Origin of the sequence: Mycobacterium sp. G7A2, from assembly GCF_041902445.1 — a bacterium.
Classification (GTDB): Bacteria; Actinomycetota; Actinomycetes; order Mycobacteriales; family Mycobacteriaceae; genus Mycobacterium.
In genome coordinates this window covers 5,408,546-5,422,694 of record NZ_CP169251.1, presented here as the reverse complement: position 1 = coordinate 5,422,694, position 14,149 = coordinate 5,408,546, and the positions used below count along the sequence as shown (strand labels likewise).

Below are 14,149 nucleotides of genomic sequence, written 5' to 3'. Positions count from 1 at the left end.
CTACTTCTCGCCCTCGGCCTTCGCGCCGTCGACCACGCCCAACGCTGACTGCGCGCGCTGCTCGTAGCTCTGCCGCTGGGTGGTGTCGAACTCGAGGAACACGCTGTCCAGCCCCAGCTTCTTGTTCATCCAGCGCCGCCCGCGCGGGCCGAGCATCTGGGCGGCCTGGGCGGTGAAACGCAGGAACGGCGGCACGGCGACGTGGGTCTTGGGCTTGTCGAGTGTCTTGACCACGGCGGCGGCGATTTGGTGCGGTTCGACCGGCTTGGTGCCCGGTGTCTCCCGGGTGCCCGAGATCAACTCGGTGTTCGTGAACGGGGGCATGACCACCGATACGTGCACACCGTGCGGGGCCATCTCGTCGGCCAGTGCGGCGGACAGGCCCACCACCCCGAACTTGGCGCCGACGTAGACGACCTGGCCGGGCACCGGGATCACGCCGGACAGCGACGCGATGTTGATGATGTGACCGCGCCGGCGGGCCACCATGTCGGGCAATGCGAGCTGGCAACCGGCGATGACGCCGTAGAGGTTCACCTCGATCGACGAGCGGATCGACTGCTCGGACTGCTCCAGGAACGGCCCGATCGGCATGACACCGGCGTTGTTGATCAGCACGTCGATGTGGCCGCCGCCGTCGGTGCGGGCCTTGTCGAGGAACGCGGCGAAGGATTCCCGGTCGGTGACGTCCAGCGGATATCCCGACACCGAGCCGAGGTTGGTGAGTCTGGCCACCGACGATTCCTGCAAGGCGACGTCGCGGTCCCCGATGACCACGCGCGCACCGCGCTTGAGCAGGGCCTCGGCCGTGGCATATCCGATGCCCCGGGCGGCACCGGTGATCGCGATCGTCTTTCCGCGGATGTTGTCCATGCCGCGAAACTTTACACGTGTCAAGTTTGGGGTCAAAGGGGTCGGGTGAGGTCGTCGCAGCGTCCCGCCGCCAGCCGCGACCACTGTGCTGCCGGCCTGCCGTCGACGCGGAAATTGGAGCCGTCCCCTCCCCAGTGCTGGGGCCAGCCGGGCGGCGAGTCCTCCCACGGTTCCTGGCGTCCGTAGACCGTCAGGTCCATCAGCGCCAGGCTGTAGTCCATCGCCTCCACTCCGCGCCGGGTGGTCCAGTACGTCTCGAACACCCGGTCGCCCTCGCGCAGGTAGCAGACGAGGTGCATCATTCCCGCCTGGCGTCCGATCAGGAGTTGATCGAGCGAAGGCAGTGCCGAGTACCAGGGCATCGTTGATCCCATGAACTCGCGGTAGCGCGCGCTTTCCGGGTAGGGGCCCTGGCAGAACACCGCGAACGTGATGTCGCGTGAGTGCAGGTAGGACAGTTCGGCCACCTGGGTGGTCACCCACGTGCAGCCCTCGCACTGCTGTGCGGCCGGATGGCCCGCATGCCACATGGAGTAGTAGGCGAGAAGCTGTCTGCGCCCGTCGAAGACGTCGAGAAGGGGCACCGGCCCGTCCGCTCCGGTCAGTTCCATCCTCGGGTCGACCTCCACCATCGGCAGCCGTCTGCGTGCCGCGGCGATGGCGTCACCCTCACGGGTGTGTGCCTTCTCGCGCCGTCGCAGTCCGGCGAGTGCGGTTTCGAACTCCGCGCGCTCAGCGGTGCGGGGTAGTACTGCGTCGTCGGGGATCGCGGTCACGACTGTCCTTTCACTCGATGATGTCGGTGCGGGCGGGGCCGAACAGGTGCAGGTGGTCGAGCACCGGCGCCGGATCTGCCGACCAGTCCATCGCTGTCAGCTGTGACCGGCTGCGACGCCCCAGACGCCACCGCAAAGTCTCGAAAAGCGTGGTATGGAGCTGTATTTCGTCCCCGCGCGGCGGACCGCTGCGATACTCACCGTCCTCGGTGATCACCCGGAGCGGCACGGGTGGCTCCAGCATCGCCAGAAGTTCGTGAGCGGTCCAGCGAACCGAGTCGGCGTCGCGCGCCCCAGGCTTCCCGAGTGCGGCTCGGATGTCGTGCTCGTGACAGGCGATGTCGCCGAGCGGAGGTGCCAGGCCGGCCGTGGCGGCCGCCTGCACCAGCCGGTCCGCGGCGCCGCCCCAGATGGAGAACAGTTCGTCCTCGCCGCATCCGTCAAACCGGCGGACGTGTTCAGCAGTCTCGGCGTCCGACGGCGGCACCGTCAGCCGGCCGTCGAGGAGGTCTAGAGCCACCGCCGTCAGGTGAGCCACGACGTCGCGGACGGACCACCCGGGGCATGCCGGCACCGGTCGGTTCCACTGCGCGGCATCCGAATCATCGAGCAGGCCGACGATCCGGTCCTTCGTCGCGCAGTACAGGTCGGCGAGTCGGCACACGTCGTCCTGGACTTGGGTGGCGGCTCCGGTTCCGGGTGTGGTCATCGCCTGTCCTCCTGGATAGAAAGTTCAACACTTGAGTTGAACGTCTGCTACCCAGAACAGCACGGCCCGCCGCTATAGTCAACAGAATGGTTGAAGATTCGGTGCTGGATCGGGCGTACGCCGCGCTCGCGGATCCCACCCGCCGCCGGTTGTTGGAGACGCTGCGGGACGGCGATGCCCGCCTCACGGATCTGGCTGAGCCACTGCCGATGTCGTTCGCGGGCGTGTCGCGACATGTCGCGGTGCTGGAAACGGCGGGGCTGGTGCGCCGCGAGGTGCGGGGGCGCGAGCACTGGTTCTCGGTGCAACCGGACGGCCTCACGGCGGCCCGGCAGTGGATCGACGAGCAGAACGCCTTCTGGGCCGACCGCGCTGATGCGCTGTCGGAGCGATTGCGGCGTAAGGGGAAAGCACGGTGACCGACGTGTTCGTCGCCCGTGTCCGGCGGATCATGCCTGCTCCGCCGGAGGTGGTGTTCGACGAATGGCTGGACCCGGAGTCGCTGGCCGACTGGATGTGTCCGCGGCCGTCGCGGTGTGTGGCGGTCACGGTCGAACCCCACGTCGGCGGACGGGTCCGGTTCGACGTCGACACCCTCGGTGAGCTCGTGTTGATCGCCGGCCAGTTCCTGGCCGTGGACCGGCCCTCGCTGTTGCGGTTCACCTGGAGTCATTCGGGCTGGGCCGATCCCACTGCCGGCAGCATCGTCACCGTGGAGTTCGCCCCGCACGGTGAGAAGCAGACGCTGATGTCGATCGAACACGAGCTGCTGCCCAGTCGGGAAGCGCTCGACGACCACCAGCACGGCTGGGAGGTCACCGCCGATCAGCTCGCCGGGCGGCTATCTCGGCGCTGACGGCTCTACGGAATTGTCTGGCAGAAGCGAATCGTGCTGGAGAACGAGTCGATGACTTCCATGGTGGGCCTCCCTGGTGAGTCGACGTCGATGCCGGGGTTCATCCGTTGATATCCGGTGGCATGAAGTTCTTCGTGCAGTGCGGTGACGTCGCTGACCGGAACCCAGACGCGAGCGTGAGACGACGGAGAGCGATACCCTTGGTCTTAACCCTCTTCATGACGCGATGAGCCTCAGATCAGGACGCTACAGCCGTGAGACGGGCCGTCACGCGCCCTGCGCTGGGAGGTTCTGACTGACCCAGAGGTCGACGCTGGGCGGCATGCCCCACCATCGGCCGCCGCCCGGCTGCTGAATCGCAAGGTTGTAGATGTCGTGGATCGCAGATGCGATCTTAGGGTCGGCGACACCCGGCAGCATTCGATGCCGAATATTAGCGTCAGCGACGAGTCGCTGCGCCATTGGCTTTGCGCGATTTTCATCGAACGTAACCGACGACGGGTACGCGGAACCGTGATCTGTGCCCATGGAGGCGACGACGACGCAGTACGCGATGTCGAACTCACACAACGAATTCAACGCAGCGTCATCGTGCCTGATTTCTTCGGCTGGAACCTGACTATCGTCTAGGTCGGGCCGCATTGCCGCGTGTTCGACCATCAGGTCGCGCGCCGCCGAGAGGATGAATCCGGCGCGTGCTTGCTGACTCGGATCGTCAGGATCGGCGCCGAGGTTGGCTCTGGAAACATGGACGGTCGCGTTGCGAATCCATGACGAGTACATGTAGTCGGGGTAGCTGGTACTGCTGGGAACTGGTTGCAAAGAAAGAGATTTCACGGTCTCCCACGCCTCTTGGCGTACGGCCAATGAGCCGAGCACATATATCCGGATTACCACCGCGAATCGCTTACGTATCGCGGTCTCATCTTCGCCGAACGTCTTGAAGACGTCACGCAGTTTCTTGATAGCGTCGTCAACAAGATCTCGTCGCTCGAAGTACAAAGCCTGAGCGCAGAACACAGTCCACTTGTCGAGCGCGGCAGTGAAATCGCTGAGGCTCGTGGCCGGTCCGGTCGCCGCGGTCAGCGATCTAATGAACTGTCTGAGGCGAACATCGTTGCCTGATTCAAGAAGCGACACCATCGCGGCGGCGAAGGTGGTTTCGTCCATGGTCATCAGCAGCGGCACGTCAGGCGCGCCACCTGCGGATTGCTGCCGTGCCGCGAACACCTCGTTCAACAGGTTTTGGGCGGCGGCGCCGGCTTCGCCGCGAATCTTATCGGCGTACGCCGACAGAAGGTCCTGCCAGTGCGCGTACCTGATCGGCACGTTTTCGGCACCTTCACGAACAAATATCTCGCCCCTGCGGAACACCGTCACGGTCTTGCCGTCGTCGCCCTGGTACTGGCCGTCCTTGTTGAAGGGCACGGGCAGGCGGTCACGGTTCTGCTGCACGTACACCATGACAATCTCGTTGCTGCCGAGTTCGTGAATCTGGACGAGAACGTGAACTTCGCCTTCGATGTATCCGCGAATCAGCGCGCCGATTCGTGAGCCGTCGAATCGACTTCGGTCGGTGATGGTGCCGACCGGCATGCACGGCTTGCCGTCGTCATCAACCCCGATGAGGATGTAGCCGCCCGGGGGGCGCTGAGACATCGACACCGCATCTTTTACGAACTTCAGCTTGTCCTCGGAGACGGTCAGATCGACCTTCGCCTTCAGGTCGAGGTGCGTTTCTTCGGGGTTGCCGAGAATTTCGTTCAGCTTCTCAGGGTCGGTACGCCCGTCAGGAACGATCATCGGTTGATTTCCCCCGCAGCAGGTCTAGGTTTGGTCGTGATTCCCCGTCGGGCCACGTTACCCCCGGCGTCGGACAAATAGGCCGCGACCAGGGTAGATGTAGCATCGAGCGATGCTAGCCTCCTGTACCTGATTCAGTTTGGGCAGCAATCCACGCTGCAAGCGCCTGATCCAGAGCAGCGTCCTTCGTGATACCCGACGCGGCGACGGCCCTATCGAACTCGACGATCAGTTCGGCCTTTGCGTTCGCCCCGACTGGGAGTCGATCCCTGACGAACTCCGGCGGCTTGACTTTGAGTGCCTCCGAAGGGAATTCGGTCAACAATTCGAGGTAGTTCGCAGGTGTCGGGATCATCGACTGGCCCTTGGTGAACCACTTCAGCATCTTGTTCTTCGCAGCGTTCCTACAGAGCCCGCGTGTGTGGACGTAGTCCTGGCGCATGTTCCGGACGTCGCCGAAGTAGTCCAGCTTGATGTCGTCGGGCTTGCAGCCCAGCGCTTTGGCAAGGGCGGGCCGGTAGTACTCCTCCCACTCGGTGTAGAAGGTGACGATCAGCTGAGCCGCGAACTGCTTCATGATCCACGGCTGGTCATTCGGATCGGGTTGCAGGATCTCAGCCCAGCTGTTCGCCACGGTCTGGTCGACCGACGCGGCGAACACGGCCATCGGGAGTGATGTCTTGGTGGGCCGATGGACGAGTTCATTGGTCGCGAAGTCCCAATGCCGAGGGGGCAGGCGAAACCCCGACTGGGCCGGTTCCACCTGTTTCGCGATCTCATCGTCGATGACCTTGAGTGGGCCGAGATGGCTCGTCCCGGCGACGAGGAGATTGATCTTCAGCCATGTCTGCATGTCGGCGATGACCTGGTCCGCGGCGAGCGCGGTGGCGCCCGCCCCCGCGAGACCAGCGCGCGCAGTCGCGGTGGCCTCCAGAAGACGATCGACTTGCGGCTCGAAGGGCTCGTACGGCGTAAAGTTCGCGGCATCGCGGACCGGCTGGAGAAGTTCCCGTAGCCCGGGGTCGGCGGGCGGATCTGCCGCCCACAGTTCGACGATGGGTGCGGTGTAGAGGGTCGAGAGCACTTCGTAGGAGTTGGCGGGCATCTCGATGCCCGTCTTGTTACCAGCCATCGCGTGCTGCCGTGCGAGCCTGCCAGAGGGAGAATCGTCTGTGCGCTCGACGTTCTCCAGGGCCCTGTCCCAGACGTTGGCTGCGCCTTGTGTCGCCATGACCTGAACGGTAGCGACCGGATGCGACAGAGTGTTCTCCTGCGTTTCGCAAACACCATTTGATCAAGACGTTCTTCGGCGGCCCCGGCGGTCGGTGGGAGCGACGACTTCCGGACGGCACCATGGTTTTCCTCTCCCAAACCGCAAGGTGCCCTGTTCTTCCCGCAGCTGGGTGCACCGACCGAGGCGCTGACGATCACCGAGGTGCCGCCGAGCGGAGACCCGACCCGCAGGCTGGCGATGCCGACTCGGCAGCGGACTCGCGCCCAGGACCGCGCGTACCGCATCAACTGGGAACGCGGCGTCAACAAGCGTCGCTGGGATGCCGACCCCCCGCCTTTCTAGGTGCCTTCGGAACAGCACCGGTCGCGCTGCGTTAAATGGTGGTGTGACATCCGAACCTGCGGTCGGTCAGCTGCGCTTCGTCGCGGTCGGTCAGGACGACCCGCTGGCCGCGCCGCTCATCGACGAGCTCGCCGTGGAGTACGCCGACCGCTACGGGGGCAACCGGACCCGGGTGCACACCTGGCTGCGGTCCTACCCGAGCGAGGAATTCGACCCGCCCGACGGCGGCCTGTTCATCGGGCTGCTCGACGACGAGCCGGTCACCGGTGGCGCCTTCCGCCGGTTCGACGACACCACCGCCGAGCTGAAACGGATCTGGACCGACCACCGCCACCGTCGCCGCGGACACGGCCAGAACCTGGTGCGCCACCTGGAGGGCGAGATCGTCCGCCGGGGGTACTCGCGGATCTACCTGACCACCGGAGACCGCCAACCCGAGGCCGAGGCGCTCTACCTGTCGCTGGGGTATCAGCGGCTCGCCGAGCCGCTGCCCGCCGAAGAGGTCTACCCGATCGCGTTCGTCAAGGCTGTGGGCACGGCCGGGCCCGACCGATAGGGTTGCTCTGTGTCGCAGGCGACCGTGGGGTGGTTGATGCTCGCCGCTGCGGCGTTGATCTTCCTGTTCGGCGGGCTGTCCCGGATGTTCGTCGGCCGCTGGCGTGAGACCGCCCCGGTGCGGCGGCTGGTGCACCTGTTCCGCCGGACCGGGATCGCCCGGGTGCTGTTCGGCCGGTTCGAGGACGACGTGCTCGACGACGACGAACTCGACACCATGATCCTGATGCCCGCCATCGTCATCGCCTGCGGTCTGTGCCTGACCGCGATCTTCCTGCTCGGCTACGACACGCTGGCTTGATTCACGGCTCCGCCGTGGTGGCCCGAATGGCCTGATCAACCGCGTCCCGCACCGGGCCCCGCCACAGCGGCCCGTGCCCGGGCAGCAGCACCTCGGCGTCGAGCATGCCCAACGCCGACAGGCTGCGCCGGCAGGCCGCGTCGTCGTGGTTGAACATCGACGGCAGCAACTGCGGACCCGGCCTCGAGGCCACCGGATGCCCGGTGATGATCGCGTCGCCGGCGACCAGCACCCCGTCGACCAGATACGAGCAGTGCCCGCCGGTGTGCCCGGGCGTCGGGACCGCTACCGGGGCGCCGGGCAGGACCGCACCGAGGTCCTCGGTGAACGCCAGCGTGCTCGGGATGCCGGCGTGGGTGAGCGCCCCCTTGCGCATGATGGCCGCCGACCACCGCAGCCACTTCGGCTGCCAGGCATGCGCCGCCACCGCCAGCGGGGACGCCTGCTCGAGGTACTCGCGTTTGGCGTGGCCCACCTCGTCGGCGTGGCAGTAGACCGGGGTGCCGTGCGTCTGGGCGAACCAGATCGCGGTACCGAAATGGTCGATGTGGGCGTGGGTCAACAGGATCGCGCGGACATCGGTCACACCGAAGCCGAGCTCCCCCAGGGAGGCGAGCACGTCGGCCCGGCTGCCGGGGAACCCGGCGTCGATCAGGATCACCCCGTCGTCGCCGGTCACCAGCGTCCAGTTGACCAGGTCGGTCTGGGCGAAATGAACGTGGTCGGTGACGGCTGTCAGAACCGGTGCCATCTGGCGAGTGTAGAAACATAGGTATGGCTGAACTGAAACTGGGCTACAAGGCGTCGGCGGAGCAGTTCGCGCCCCGTGAACTCGTCGAACTGGCGGTCGCCGCGGAGGACCACGGCATGGACACCGCCACCGTCAGCGACCACTTCCAGCCCTGGCGCCACGAGGGCGGCCACGCACCGTTCTCGCTGGCCTGGATGACCGCCGTCGGCGAACGCACCAAGCGCCTCAACCTGGGCACCTCGGTGCTCACGCCCACGTTCCGCTACAACCCGGCCGTCATCGCCCAGGCCTTCGCGACGATGGCGTGCCTGTACCCGCAGCGGATTTTCCTCGGTGTCGGCACCGGCGAGGCGCTCAACGAGATCGCCACCGGCTACGAAGGCGAATGGCCCGAGTTCAAGGAACGCTTCGCCCGGCTGCGCGAATCGGTGCGGCTGATGCGGGAGCTGTGGCTCGGCGACCGCGTCGACTTCGACGGCGAGTACTACAAGCTCAAGGGCGCCTCCATCTACGACGTCCCCGAAGGCGGCGTGCCGGTCTACATCGCCGCCGGCGGACCCGTCGTCGCCAAATACGCCGGGCGCGCCGGCGACGGTTTCATCTGCACCTCCGGCAAGGGTGAGGAGCTCTACAAGGACAAGCTCATCCCGGCGGTGAAAGAGGGGGCCGACAAGGCCGACCGCGACGCCGACGACATCGACCGGATGATCGAGATCAAGATCTCCTACGACACCGACCCCGAACTCGCGCTGGAGAACACCCGGTTCTGGGCGCCGTTGTCGCTGTCGGCCGAGCAGAAGCACAGCATCGACGACCCGATGGAGATGGAGAAGGCGGCCGACGAACTGCCGATCGAGCAGGTCGCCAAGCGGTGGATCGTCGCCTCCGACCCCGACGAGGCCGTCGACAAGGTCAAGGACTACGTCGGGTGGGGTCTCAACCACCTGGTGTTCCACGCCCCCGGCCACGACCAGATGCGTTTCCTGGAACTGTTCAAGCGCGACCTCGAGCCGAGGCTGCGGCGCCTGGCCTGAGCCAGACCGCAGCGAGATGATCCGATTTCTCGCGACCGTGCTGGGCCTGCTGGCCCTGGCGGTCGGGGCGGTGGCTGTCGCGGCACGGCATCTGCCGATCTCGGCGCATCCCGGTCTGGTGCTGGCGGCCGCAGCGCCGTATCTCGCCGTCGCCGCGCCGGTGGCGGTCTTCCTGCTGGCGGCGGGGCGGCGCTGGCTGCTGACCCTGCTTGCGGTGGCGCTGACCGCGGCCTCGGTGTGGGTCTATGCGCCCCGCTACCTCCCGGCTCAGCAGCCGCAGCAGGCCGCGGCCGACGTACGCGTGCTGACCACCAATCTCGGTATGGGACAGGCGGACCCCGCGGCCCTCGTGGCGCTGGCGCAGGACGCCGCCGACGTCGTCGCGGTCCAGGAGATGACCCAGTCCGCGGCCGACGGGCTGACCGCTGCCGGCATGGACGCGGTGTTCCCGCACCGGGTGATCCTGCCTGCGCCGCTGGCGTCGGGGATCGGGCTGTGGAGCCGGCACCCCATCGTGCAGTCGGGCCGCATCGACGGATACGCCCTGCCCATGCTGGGCACCCGCATCCGCATCCCGGGCGTGGCCGTCGACACCACGGTGCTGTCGGTGCACCTGGCCGCGCCGTGGCCGCAGCCGATCGACCAGTGGTTGGACGACATCGCCGCCTTTCCCGCGACCCTCGACGAGCTCGGCCGCGCGGCCGGGGCAGGCGCCGTCATCGTCGCCGGTGACTTCAACGCGACCGCCGACATGGCGCCGTTCCGCGAACTGCTGCAGCAGGGTTACGGCGACGCTGCCGCCGAAGCGGGCGCCGGTCTGGCCCGCACCTACCCGGGCCGCGGCCGGTGGCCCCCGGTGATCGGCATCGACCACGTCCTGGTCAAGCACGCCACCGCGGTGTCGGCGCGTACCGTCACGGTCCCCGGAGCCGACCACCGTGGCCTGTTGGCCACGGTCGCGGTGCCGGTGGACATGACGGCCAGTTGAACGACGGTGGGGCGAGGGTGGCCCCGCGGAGGCCGATACGGCAGGCTTTGACGTGTGCCTGCTGCCCCGAGATCCGCCATCTACGTGGCGTCGCCTGAGGGCGACACCGGAAAATCGACCGTCGCGCTGGGGATCCTGCACCGGCTGACCGCCACCGCGGCCAAGGTCGGCGTGTTCCGGCCGATCACGCGCATGGGAGAACAGCGCGACTACATCCTGGAGCTGCTGCTCGACCACACCACCGCCGGCCTGCCGTACGAGGAGTGCGTCGGGGTGAGCTATCAGCAGCTGCACGCCGACCCGGACGCCGCGATCGCCGACATCGTCGACCGCTTCCACCAGGTCGCCGACCAGTGCGACGCCGTCGTCGTGGTGGGCAGCGACTACACCGACGTCGCCACGCCCAGCGAGCTGTCCATGAACGCCCGCATCGCCGCCAACCTCGGTATCCCGGTCGTGCTCACCGTCAAGGGACGTGACCGCACCCCCGACCAGATCGTCAAGCTCGTCGAGGTGTGCGTCGACGAGATCGCCGCCCAGCACGCGCACACCGCGGCCGTGGTGGTCAACCGCAGCGACCCGCAGCGCATGGCCGAGATCGCCGACGCGCTGCAGCAACGCGAGCCGGCCGGTCTGAAGAACCTGAAGAGCTACGTGCTGCCCGAGGAGCCGCTGCTGGTGGCGCCGTCGGTCGCCGAGCTGCAGACCTCGGTCGAGGGCAGCCTGCTGCAGGGCGACCCGGAGCTGCTGAGCCGCGAGGTCCGTGACGTGCTGGTGGCGGGCATGACCGCCGAGCACGTGCTGGAGCGGCTCACCGACGGCGTGGCGGTCATCACCCCCGGGGACCGCTCCGACGTCGTGCTGGCCGTGCTCAGCGCCCATGCCGCGGAGGGCTTTCCGTCGCTGTCGGGCGTGATCCTCAACGGGGGCCTCGGGTTGCATCCCTCGATCGCCGCGCTGGTGGGCGGGCTGGGGTTGCGCCTGCCGATCATCGAGACACGGTTCGGCACCTTCGAGACGGCCGGCCGGGTGGCGGCGACGCGCGGCCGGGTGACCACCGGATCGCACCGCAAGGTCGACACCGCGCTGACGCTGATGGACACCTATGTCGACACCGCGGACCTGTTGACGCAGTTGGCGATTCCGATACCGTCGGTGGTCACGCCGCAGATGTTCGCCTATCAACTGCTCGACCGGGCGCGTGCGGACCGCAAGCACATCGTGCTGCCCGAAGGCGACGACGACCGCATCCTGCGGGCGGCGGGCAGGCTGCTGCAGCGCAGCGTCGCCGACCTGACCATCCTCGGCGAGGAGGCCCAGGTTCGGGCCCGCGCCGCCGAGCTCGGGGTGGACCTGTCGGCGGCCGCCGTGCTCGACCCCCGCCGCAGCGAACTGTGCGACCAGTTCGCCGAACAGTACGCGGAGCTGCGCAAGCACAAAGGCGTGACGGTCGAGCAGGCCCGCGAGACCATCCACGACGTCTCGTATTTCGGCACGATGCTGGTCTACAACGACATGGTCGACGGCATGGTCTCCGGTGCCCGGCACACCACCGCGCACACGGTGCGGCCGTCCTTCGAGATCATCAAGACCCTGCCGGACGTCTCGACGGTGTCGAGCATCTTCCTGATGTGCCTGGCCGACGAGGTGCTCGCCTACGGCGACTGCGCGATCGTGCCGGACCCGACCTCCGAGCAGCTCGCCGACATCGCGATCTCGTCGGCGCGCACGGCAGCCCAGTTCGGCATCGAGCCCCGCGTGGCGATGCTGTCCTATTCGACCGGCACGTCGGGAACCGGAGCCGACGTCGAGAAAGTCAGGAAGGCAACCGAACTGGTGCGAAGCCGCGAACCCGAGCTGCTCGTCGAGGGGCCCATCCAGTACGACGCCGCCGTCGAGCCGTCCGTGGCGGCGACCAAGATGCCGGACTCGCAGGTGGCCGGCCACGCGACCGTGCTGATCTTCCCCGACCTCAACACCGGCAACAACACCTACAAGGCCGTGCAGCGCAGCGCGGGTGCTATCGCCATCGGCCCGGTGCTGCAGGGGCTCAAGAAGCCGGTCAACGATTTGTCCCGCGGCGCACTGGTCGAGGACATCGTCTACACCGTCGCGATCACCGCCATCCAGGCCCAGGGAATCCTGCGATGACCCGCTCGGTGCTGGTCCTCAACTCCGGCTCGTCGTCGGTGAAGTATGCGGTGCTGGAACCGGATTCGGGCGCATTGGTGGCCGAGGGCATCGTCGAGCGCATCGGCGAGGACGTCGAGCAGGGCGGCGTCGCCGATCACGCCGCCGCGATGCAGGTGGTGTTCGACGCGCTGGCCGACGACGGGCACGACCTGGACAGCCTCGGTCTCGAGGCGGTCGGGCATCGGGTGGTGCACGGCGGCCCCGACCTGTACCAGCCGACCGTCGTCGACGACGCGCTGATCGCCCGGCTGCAGGAGCTCGCCCCCCTTGCCCCGCTGCACAATCCGCCGGCCATCCTCGGGATCGAGGTGGCCCGGCGGGCGCTGCCCGATCTCCCGCACATCGCGGTGTTCGACACCGCGTTCTTCCACGACCTGCCGCCCGCGGCGGCGACGTATGCCATCGACCGGGACATCGCCGAGCAGTGGCATGTGCGCCGGTACGGCTTCCACGGCACCTCACACCACTACGTCAGCGAGCAGGCGGCGGCGTTCCTGGGCGTCGGCACGGACACCCTGAGCCAGATCGTGCTGCACCTGGGCAACGGGGCGTCGGCGTCGGCGATCGTCGGAGGCCGGCCGGTCGAGACCTCGATGGGCCTGACCCCGATGGAGGGCCTGGTGATGGGCACCCGTTCCGGCGACGTGGACCCCGGCCTGATCTTCTACCTGTGGCGCACCGCCGGCATGAGCGTCGAGGACATCGAGACCATGCTCAACCGCCGCTCCGGGGTGCGGGGGCTGGGCGGCGAGGTCGACTTCCGGGTGCTGCACGAACGCATCGACTCCGGTGACGGTGAGGACAGTGCGGCCGCGCGGTTGGCCTACGACGCCTACATCCACCGGTTGCGCAAGTACATCGGGGCCTACCTGGCGATCCTCGGCACCGTCGACGTGATCACGTTCACCGCCGGTGTCGGGGAGAACGACGCCGCGGTGCGCCGGGACGCGCTGACCGGGTTGACCGCGTTCGGGATCGAACTCGACGAGCACCTCAACGACAGCCCGAGCCGCGCGGCCCGGAGGATCTCGCCCGAGGGGGCGCCGACGACGGTGCTAGTGATTCCCACCAACGAGGAGTTGGCGATCGCGCGGGCGTGTGCGCAGGTTATGGACGCTTGACCGGTCCACGGGAAGTTCCCGGCGCGGATCGCAGACCCGCAGGAGCCTGTCCACGTGCGGGCCGGGCAGCACCGACCAGCGCACCCCGGCGCGCTCGCAGATGACGTTGAGGTGGGTCAGCGCGGCGAAACCGGACGCGGCGAAGAACTGCACGGTCTGCAGGTCCAGCACCAGCTTCTCGGCTGCACCGAGACGACGCTCGACGTAGCGGGCCAGTGCGGCGCTGTTGGATGCGTCGATCTCGCCGTGGATCGTCACCACGACCGTGTCGGGGGGATGCTGGGCCGTGGAGAACGTGGCCCAGCGGTGCTCTTCGCGCAGCGCGAACGCCCGGGGATCGGGGCGGAACACCCGCTGCGTGCCCGGGTCGGCCGATGATTCAAGAAAGGGCATGGTGGCCTCCCTCAGTCGGAATCTGTGATTCGCACTGTGGCTGCCGTCAGGAAACGGGCCCTAGGTTTCTCAAAGCCGATGACGTCACCAGGCCGCTCACGCTACTACGGAATCCGCAGTTTGGGAACTGGCTCTGGGGAACTCCCAGAAACCGCCTGAACTGCAGGTTTATTGACCACAGCGATGTAATTTCGCGGGTGGCCCGCGGTCGGCGGGGACG

Annotated in this window: 15 protein-coding genes and 1 pseudogene; 8 read left to right on the top strand and 8 right to left on the bottom strand. The window is 67.4% G+C overall.

The genetic code is table 11. The features are described from left to right. Genes ACEWX3_RS25825 through ACEWX3_RS25815 form a run of 3 tightly spaced genes read right to left on the bottom strand, consistent with a single transcriptional unit; the run spans position 1 to position 2,358 of the window. Entirely contained in the window at positions 1-873 is an 873-nt protein-coding gene (locus ACEWX3_RS25825; protein WP_374158091.1) for an SDR family oxidoreductase, read from the bottom strand. Positions 874-905: 32 nt separating this feature from the next. Then, positions 906-1,649, bottom strand: a complete 744-nt coding sequence (locus ACEWX3_RS25820) for a DUF899 family protein (RefSeq protein WP_374158090.1) — start codon at positions 1,647-1,649, stop codon at positions 906-908. Between the two features lie 10 nt (positions 1,650-1,659). Further along, positions 1,660-2,358 carry a maleylpyruvate isomerase N-terminal domain-containing protein gene (locus tag ACEWX3_RS25815; RefSeq protein WP_374158089.1) on the bottom strand — a complete coding sequence of 233 codons (699 nt, stop codon included), beginning with the start codon at positions 2,356-2,358 and terminating at the stop codon, positions 1,660-1,662. A gap of 86 nt (positions 2,359-2,444) precedes the next feature. Between ACEWX3_RS25815 and ACEWX3_RS25810 the strand changes: the two genes are divergently transcribed. Together ACEWX3_RS25810 and ACEWX3_RS25805 are read left to right on the top strand one after the other, a co-directional pair. Continuing rightward, positions 2,445-2,777, top strand: a complete 333-nt coding sequence (locus tag ACEWX3_RS25810; protein WP_207069212.1) for a helix-turn-helix transcriptional regulator — start codon at positions 2,445-2,447, stop codon at positions 2,775-2,777. A 32-nt stretch (positions 2,778-2,809) separates the two neighbouring features. Then, positions 2,810-3,214, top strand: a complete 405-nt coding sequence (locus tag ACEWX3_RS25805) for an SRPBCC family protein (RefSeq protein ID WP_221350942.1) — start codon at positions 2,810-2,812, stop codon at positions 3,212-3,214. Positions 3,215-3,219: 5 nt separating this feature from the next. Here the strand turns inward: ACEWX3_RS25805 and ACEWX3_RS25800 are convergent. The 3 genes and pseudogenes from ACEWX3_RS25800 to ACEWX3_RS25790 all read right to left on the bottom strand — a co-directional run. Further along, positions 3,220-3,393, bottom strand: a pseudogene (locus tag ACEWX3_RS25800) (glyoxalase superfamily protein); the annotation flags it as partial. Positions 3,394-3,481: 88 nt separating this feature from the next. After that, the gene (locus ACEWX3_RS25795) at positions 3,482-5,017 is read right to left on the bottom strand and encodes a helix-turn-helix domain-containing protein (protein ID WP_374158088.1); all 1,536 of its coding nucleotides are present in this window, start codon (positions 5,015-5,017) and stop codon (positions 3,482-3,484) included. A gap of 115 nt (positions 5,018-5,132) precedes the next feature. Further along, a complete protein-coding gene (locus ACEWX3_RS25790) occupies positions 5,133-6,248 on the bottom strand; it encodes a hypothetical protein (RefSeq protein WP_374158087.1) in 1,116 nt (371 codons plus the stop codon). Between the two features lie 388 nt (positions 6,249-6,636). Here ACEWX3_RS25790 and ACEWX3_RS25785 point away from each other — a divergent pair, with 388 nt between their 5' ends. Together ACEWX3_RS25785 and ACEWX3_RS25780 are read left to right on the top strand one after the other, a co-directional pair. Continuing rightward, positions 6,637-7,149 carry a GNAT family N-acetyltransferase gene (locus tag ACEWX3_RS25785; protein WP_152515247.1) on the top strand — a complete coding sequence of 171 codons (513 nt, stop codon included), beginning with the start codon at positions 6,637-6,639 and terminating at the stop codon, positions 7,147-7,149. Between the two features lie 36 nt (positions 7,150-7,185). Further along, on the top strand, positions 7,186-7,449 hold the full coding sequence (locus tag ACEWX3_RS25780; RefSeq protein WP_207068724.1) for a hypothetical protein: 264 nt from the start codon (positions 7,186-7,188) through the stop codon (positions 7,447-7,449). A 1-nt stretch (position 7,450) separates the two neighbouring features. Here the strand turns inward: ACEWX3_RS25780 and ACEWX3_RS25775 are convergent, their stop codons facing one another. Further along, a complete protein-coding gene (locus ACEWX3_RS25775) occupies positions 7,451-8,200 on the bottom strand; it encodes an MBL fold metallo-hydrolase (RefSeq protein ID WP_374158086.1) in 750 nt (249 codons plus the stop codon). A gap of 23 nt (positions 8,201-8,223) precedes the next feature. On the opposite strand from ACEWX3_RS25775, the gene fgd reads away from it, so the two are divergent. The 4 genes from fgd to ACEWX3_RS25755 are packed head-to-tail and all read left to right on the top strand — an operon-like array spanning position 8,224 to position 13,536. Then, a complete protein-coding gene (gene fgd, locus ACEWX3_RS25770; RefSeq protein ID WP_163672820.1) occupies positions 8,224-9,234 on the top strand; it encodes a glucose-6-phosphate dehydrogenase (coenzyme-F420) in 1,011 nt (336 codons plus the stop codon). Between the two features lie 16 nt (positions 9,235-9,250). Then, positions 9,251-10,222 carry an endonuclease/exonuclease/phosphatase family protein gene (locus ACEWX3_RS25765; RefSeq protein ID WP_374158085.1) on the top strand — a complete coding sequence of 324 codons (972 nt, stop codon included), beginning with the start codon at positions 9,251-9,253 and terminating at the stop codon, positions 10,220-10,222. Positions 10,223-10,276: 54 nt separating this feature from the next. Further along, on the top strand, positions 10,277-12,373 hold the full coding sequence (pta, locus tag ACEWX3_RS25760) for a phosphate acetyltransferase (RefSeq protein WP_374158084.1): 2,097 nt from the start codon (positions 10,277-10,279) through the stop codon (positions 12,371-12,373). Next, on the top strand, positions 12,370-13,536 hold the full coding sequence (locus tag ACEWX3_RS25755) for an acetate kinase (protein WP_374158083.1): 1,167 nt from the start codon (positions 12,370-12,372) through the stop codon (positions 13,534-13,536). The genes pta and ACEWX3_RS25755 overlap by 4 nt, the downstream gene beginning before the upstream one ends. Here the strand turns inward: ACEWX3_RS25755 and ACEWX3_RS25750 are convergent. After that, positions 13,471-13,929: an STAS domain-containing protein gene (locus tag ACEWX3_RS25750; protein WP_221350142.1), complete on the bottom strand. Its 459-nt coding sequence runs from the start codon at positions 13,927-13,929 to the stop codon at positions 13,471-13,473. The two genes, ACEWX3_RS25755 and ACEWX3_RS25750, sit on opposite strands and share 66 nt — an antisense overlap. Positions 13,930-14,149 lie beyond the last annotated feature (220 nt).

Excerpts from the sequence above, each read along its gene's own strand:
- ACEWX3_RS25750 (WP_221350142.1), bottom strand. The coding sequence starts at position 13,929 with ATGCCCTTTCTTGAATCATCGGCCGACCCGGGCACGCAGCGGGTGTTC.
- ACEWX3_RS25780 (WP_207068724.1), top strand. The coding sequence starts at position 7,186 with ATGCTCGCCGCTGCGGCGTTGATCTTCCTGTTCGGCGGGCTGTCCCGG.
- ACEWX3_RS25805 (WP_221350942.1), top strand. The coding sequence starts at position 2,810 with ATGCCTGCTCCGCCGGAGGTGGTGTTCGACGAATGGCTGGACCCGGAG.
- ACEWX3_RS25815 (WP_374158089.1), bottom strand. The coding sequence starts at position 2,358 with ATGACCACACCCGGAACCGGAGCCGCCACCCAAGTCCAGGACGACGTG.
- ACEWX3_RS25795 (WP_374158088.1), bottom strand. The coding sequence starts at position 5,017 with ATGATCGTTCCTGACGGGCGTACCGACCCTGAGAAGCTGAACGAAATT.
- ACEWX3_RS25825 (WP_374158091.1), bottom strand. The coding sequence starts at position 873 with ATGGACAACATCCGCGGAAAGACGATCGCGATCACCGGTGCCGCCCGG.
- fgd (WP_163672820.1), top strand. The coding sequence starts at position 8,224 with ATGGCTGAACTGAAACTGGGCTACAAGGCGTCGGCGGAGCAGTTCGCG.
- ACEWX3_RS25810 (WP_207069212.1), top strand. The coding sequence starts at position 2,445 with ATGGTTGAAGATTCGGTGCTGGATCGGGCGTACGCCGCGCTCGCGGAT.
- ACEWX3_RS25775 (WP_374158086.1), bottom strand. The coding sequence starts at position 8,200 with ATGGCACCGGTTCTGACAGCCGTCACCGACCACGTTCATTTCGCCCAG.
- ACEWX3_RS25755 (WP_374158083.1), top strand. The coding sequence starts at position 12,370 with ATGACCCGCTCGGTGCTGGTCCTCAACTCCGGCTCGTCGTCGGTGAAG.
- ACEWX3_RS25765 (WP_374158085.1), top strand. The coding sequence starts at position 9,251 with ATGATCCGATTTCTCGCGACCGTGCTGGGCCTGCTGGCCCTGGCGGTC.
- ACEWX3_RS25790 (WP_374158087.1), bottom strand. The coding sequence starts at position 6,248 with ATGGCGACACAAGGCGCAGCCAACGTCTGGGACAGGGCCCTGGAGAAC.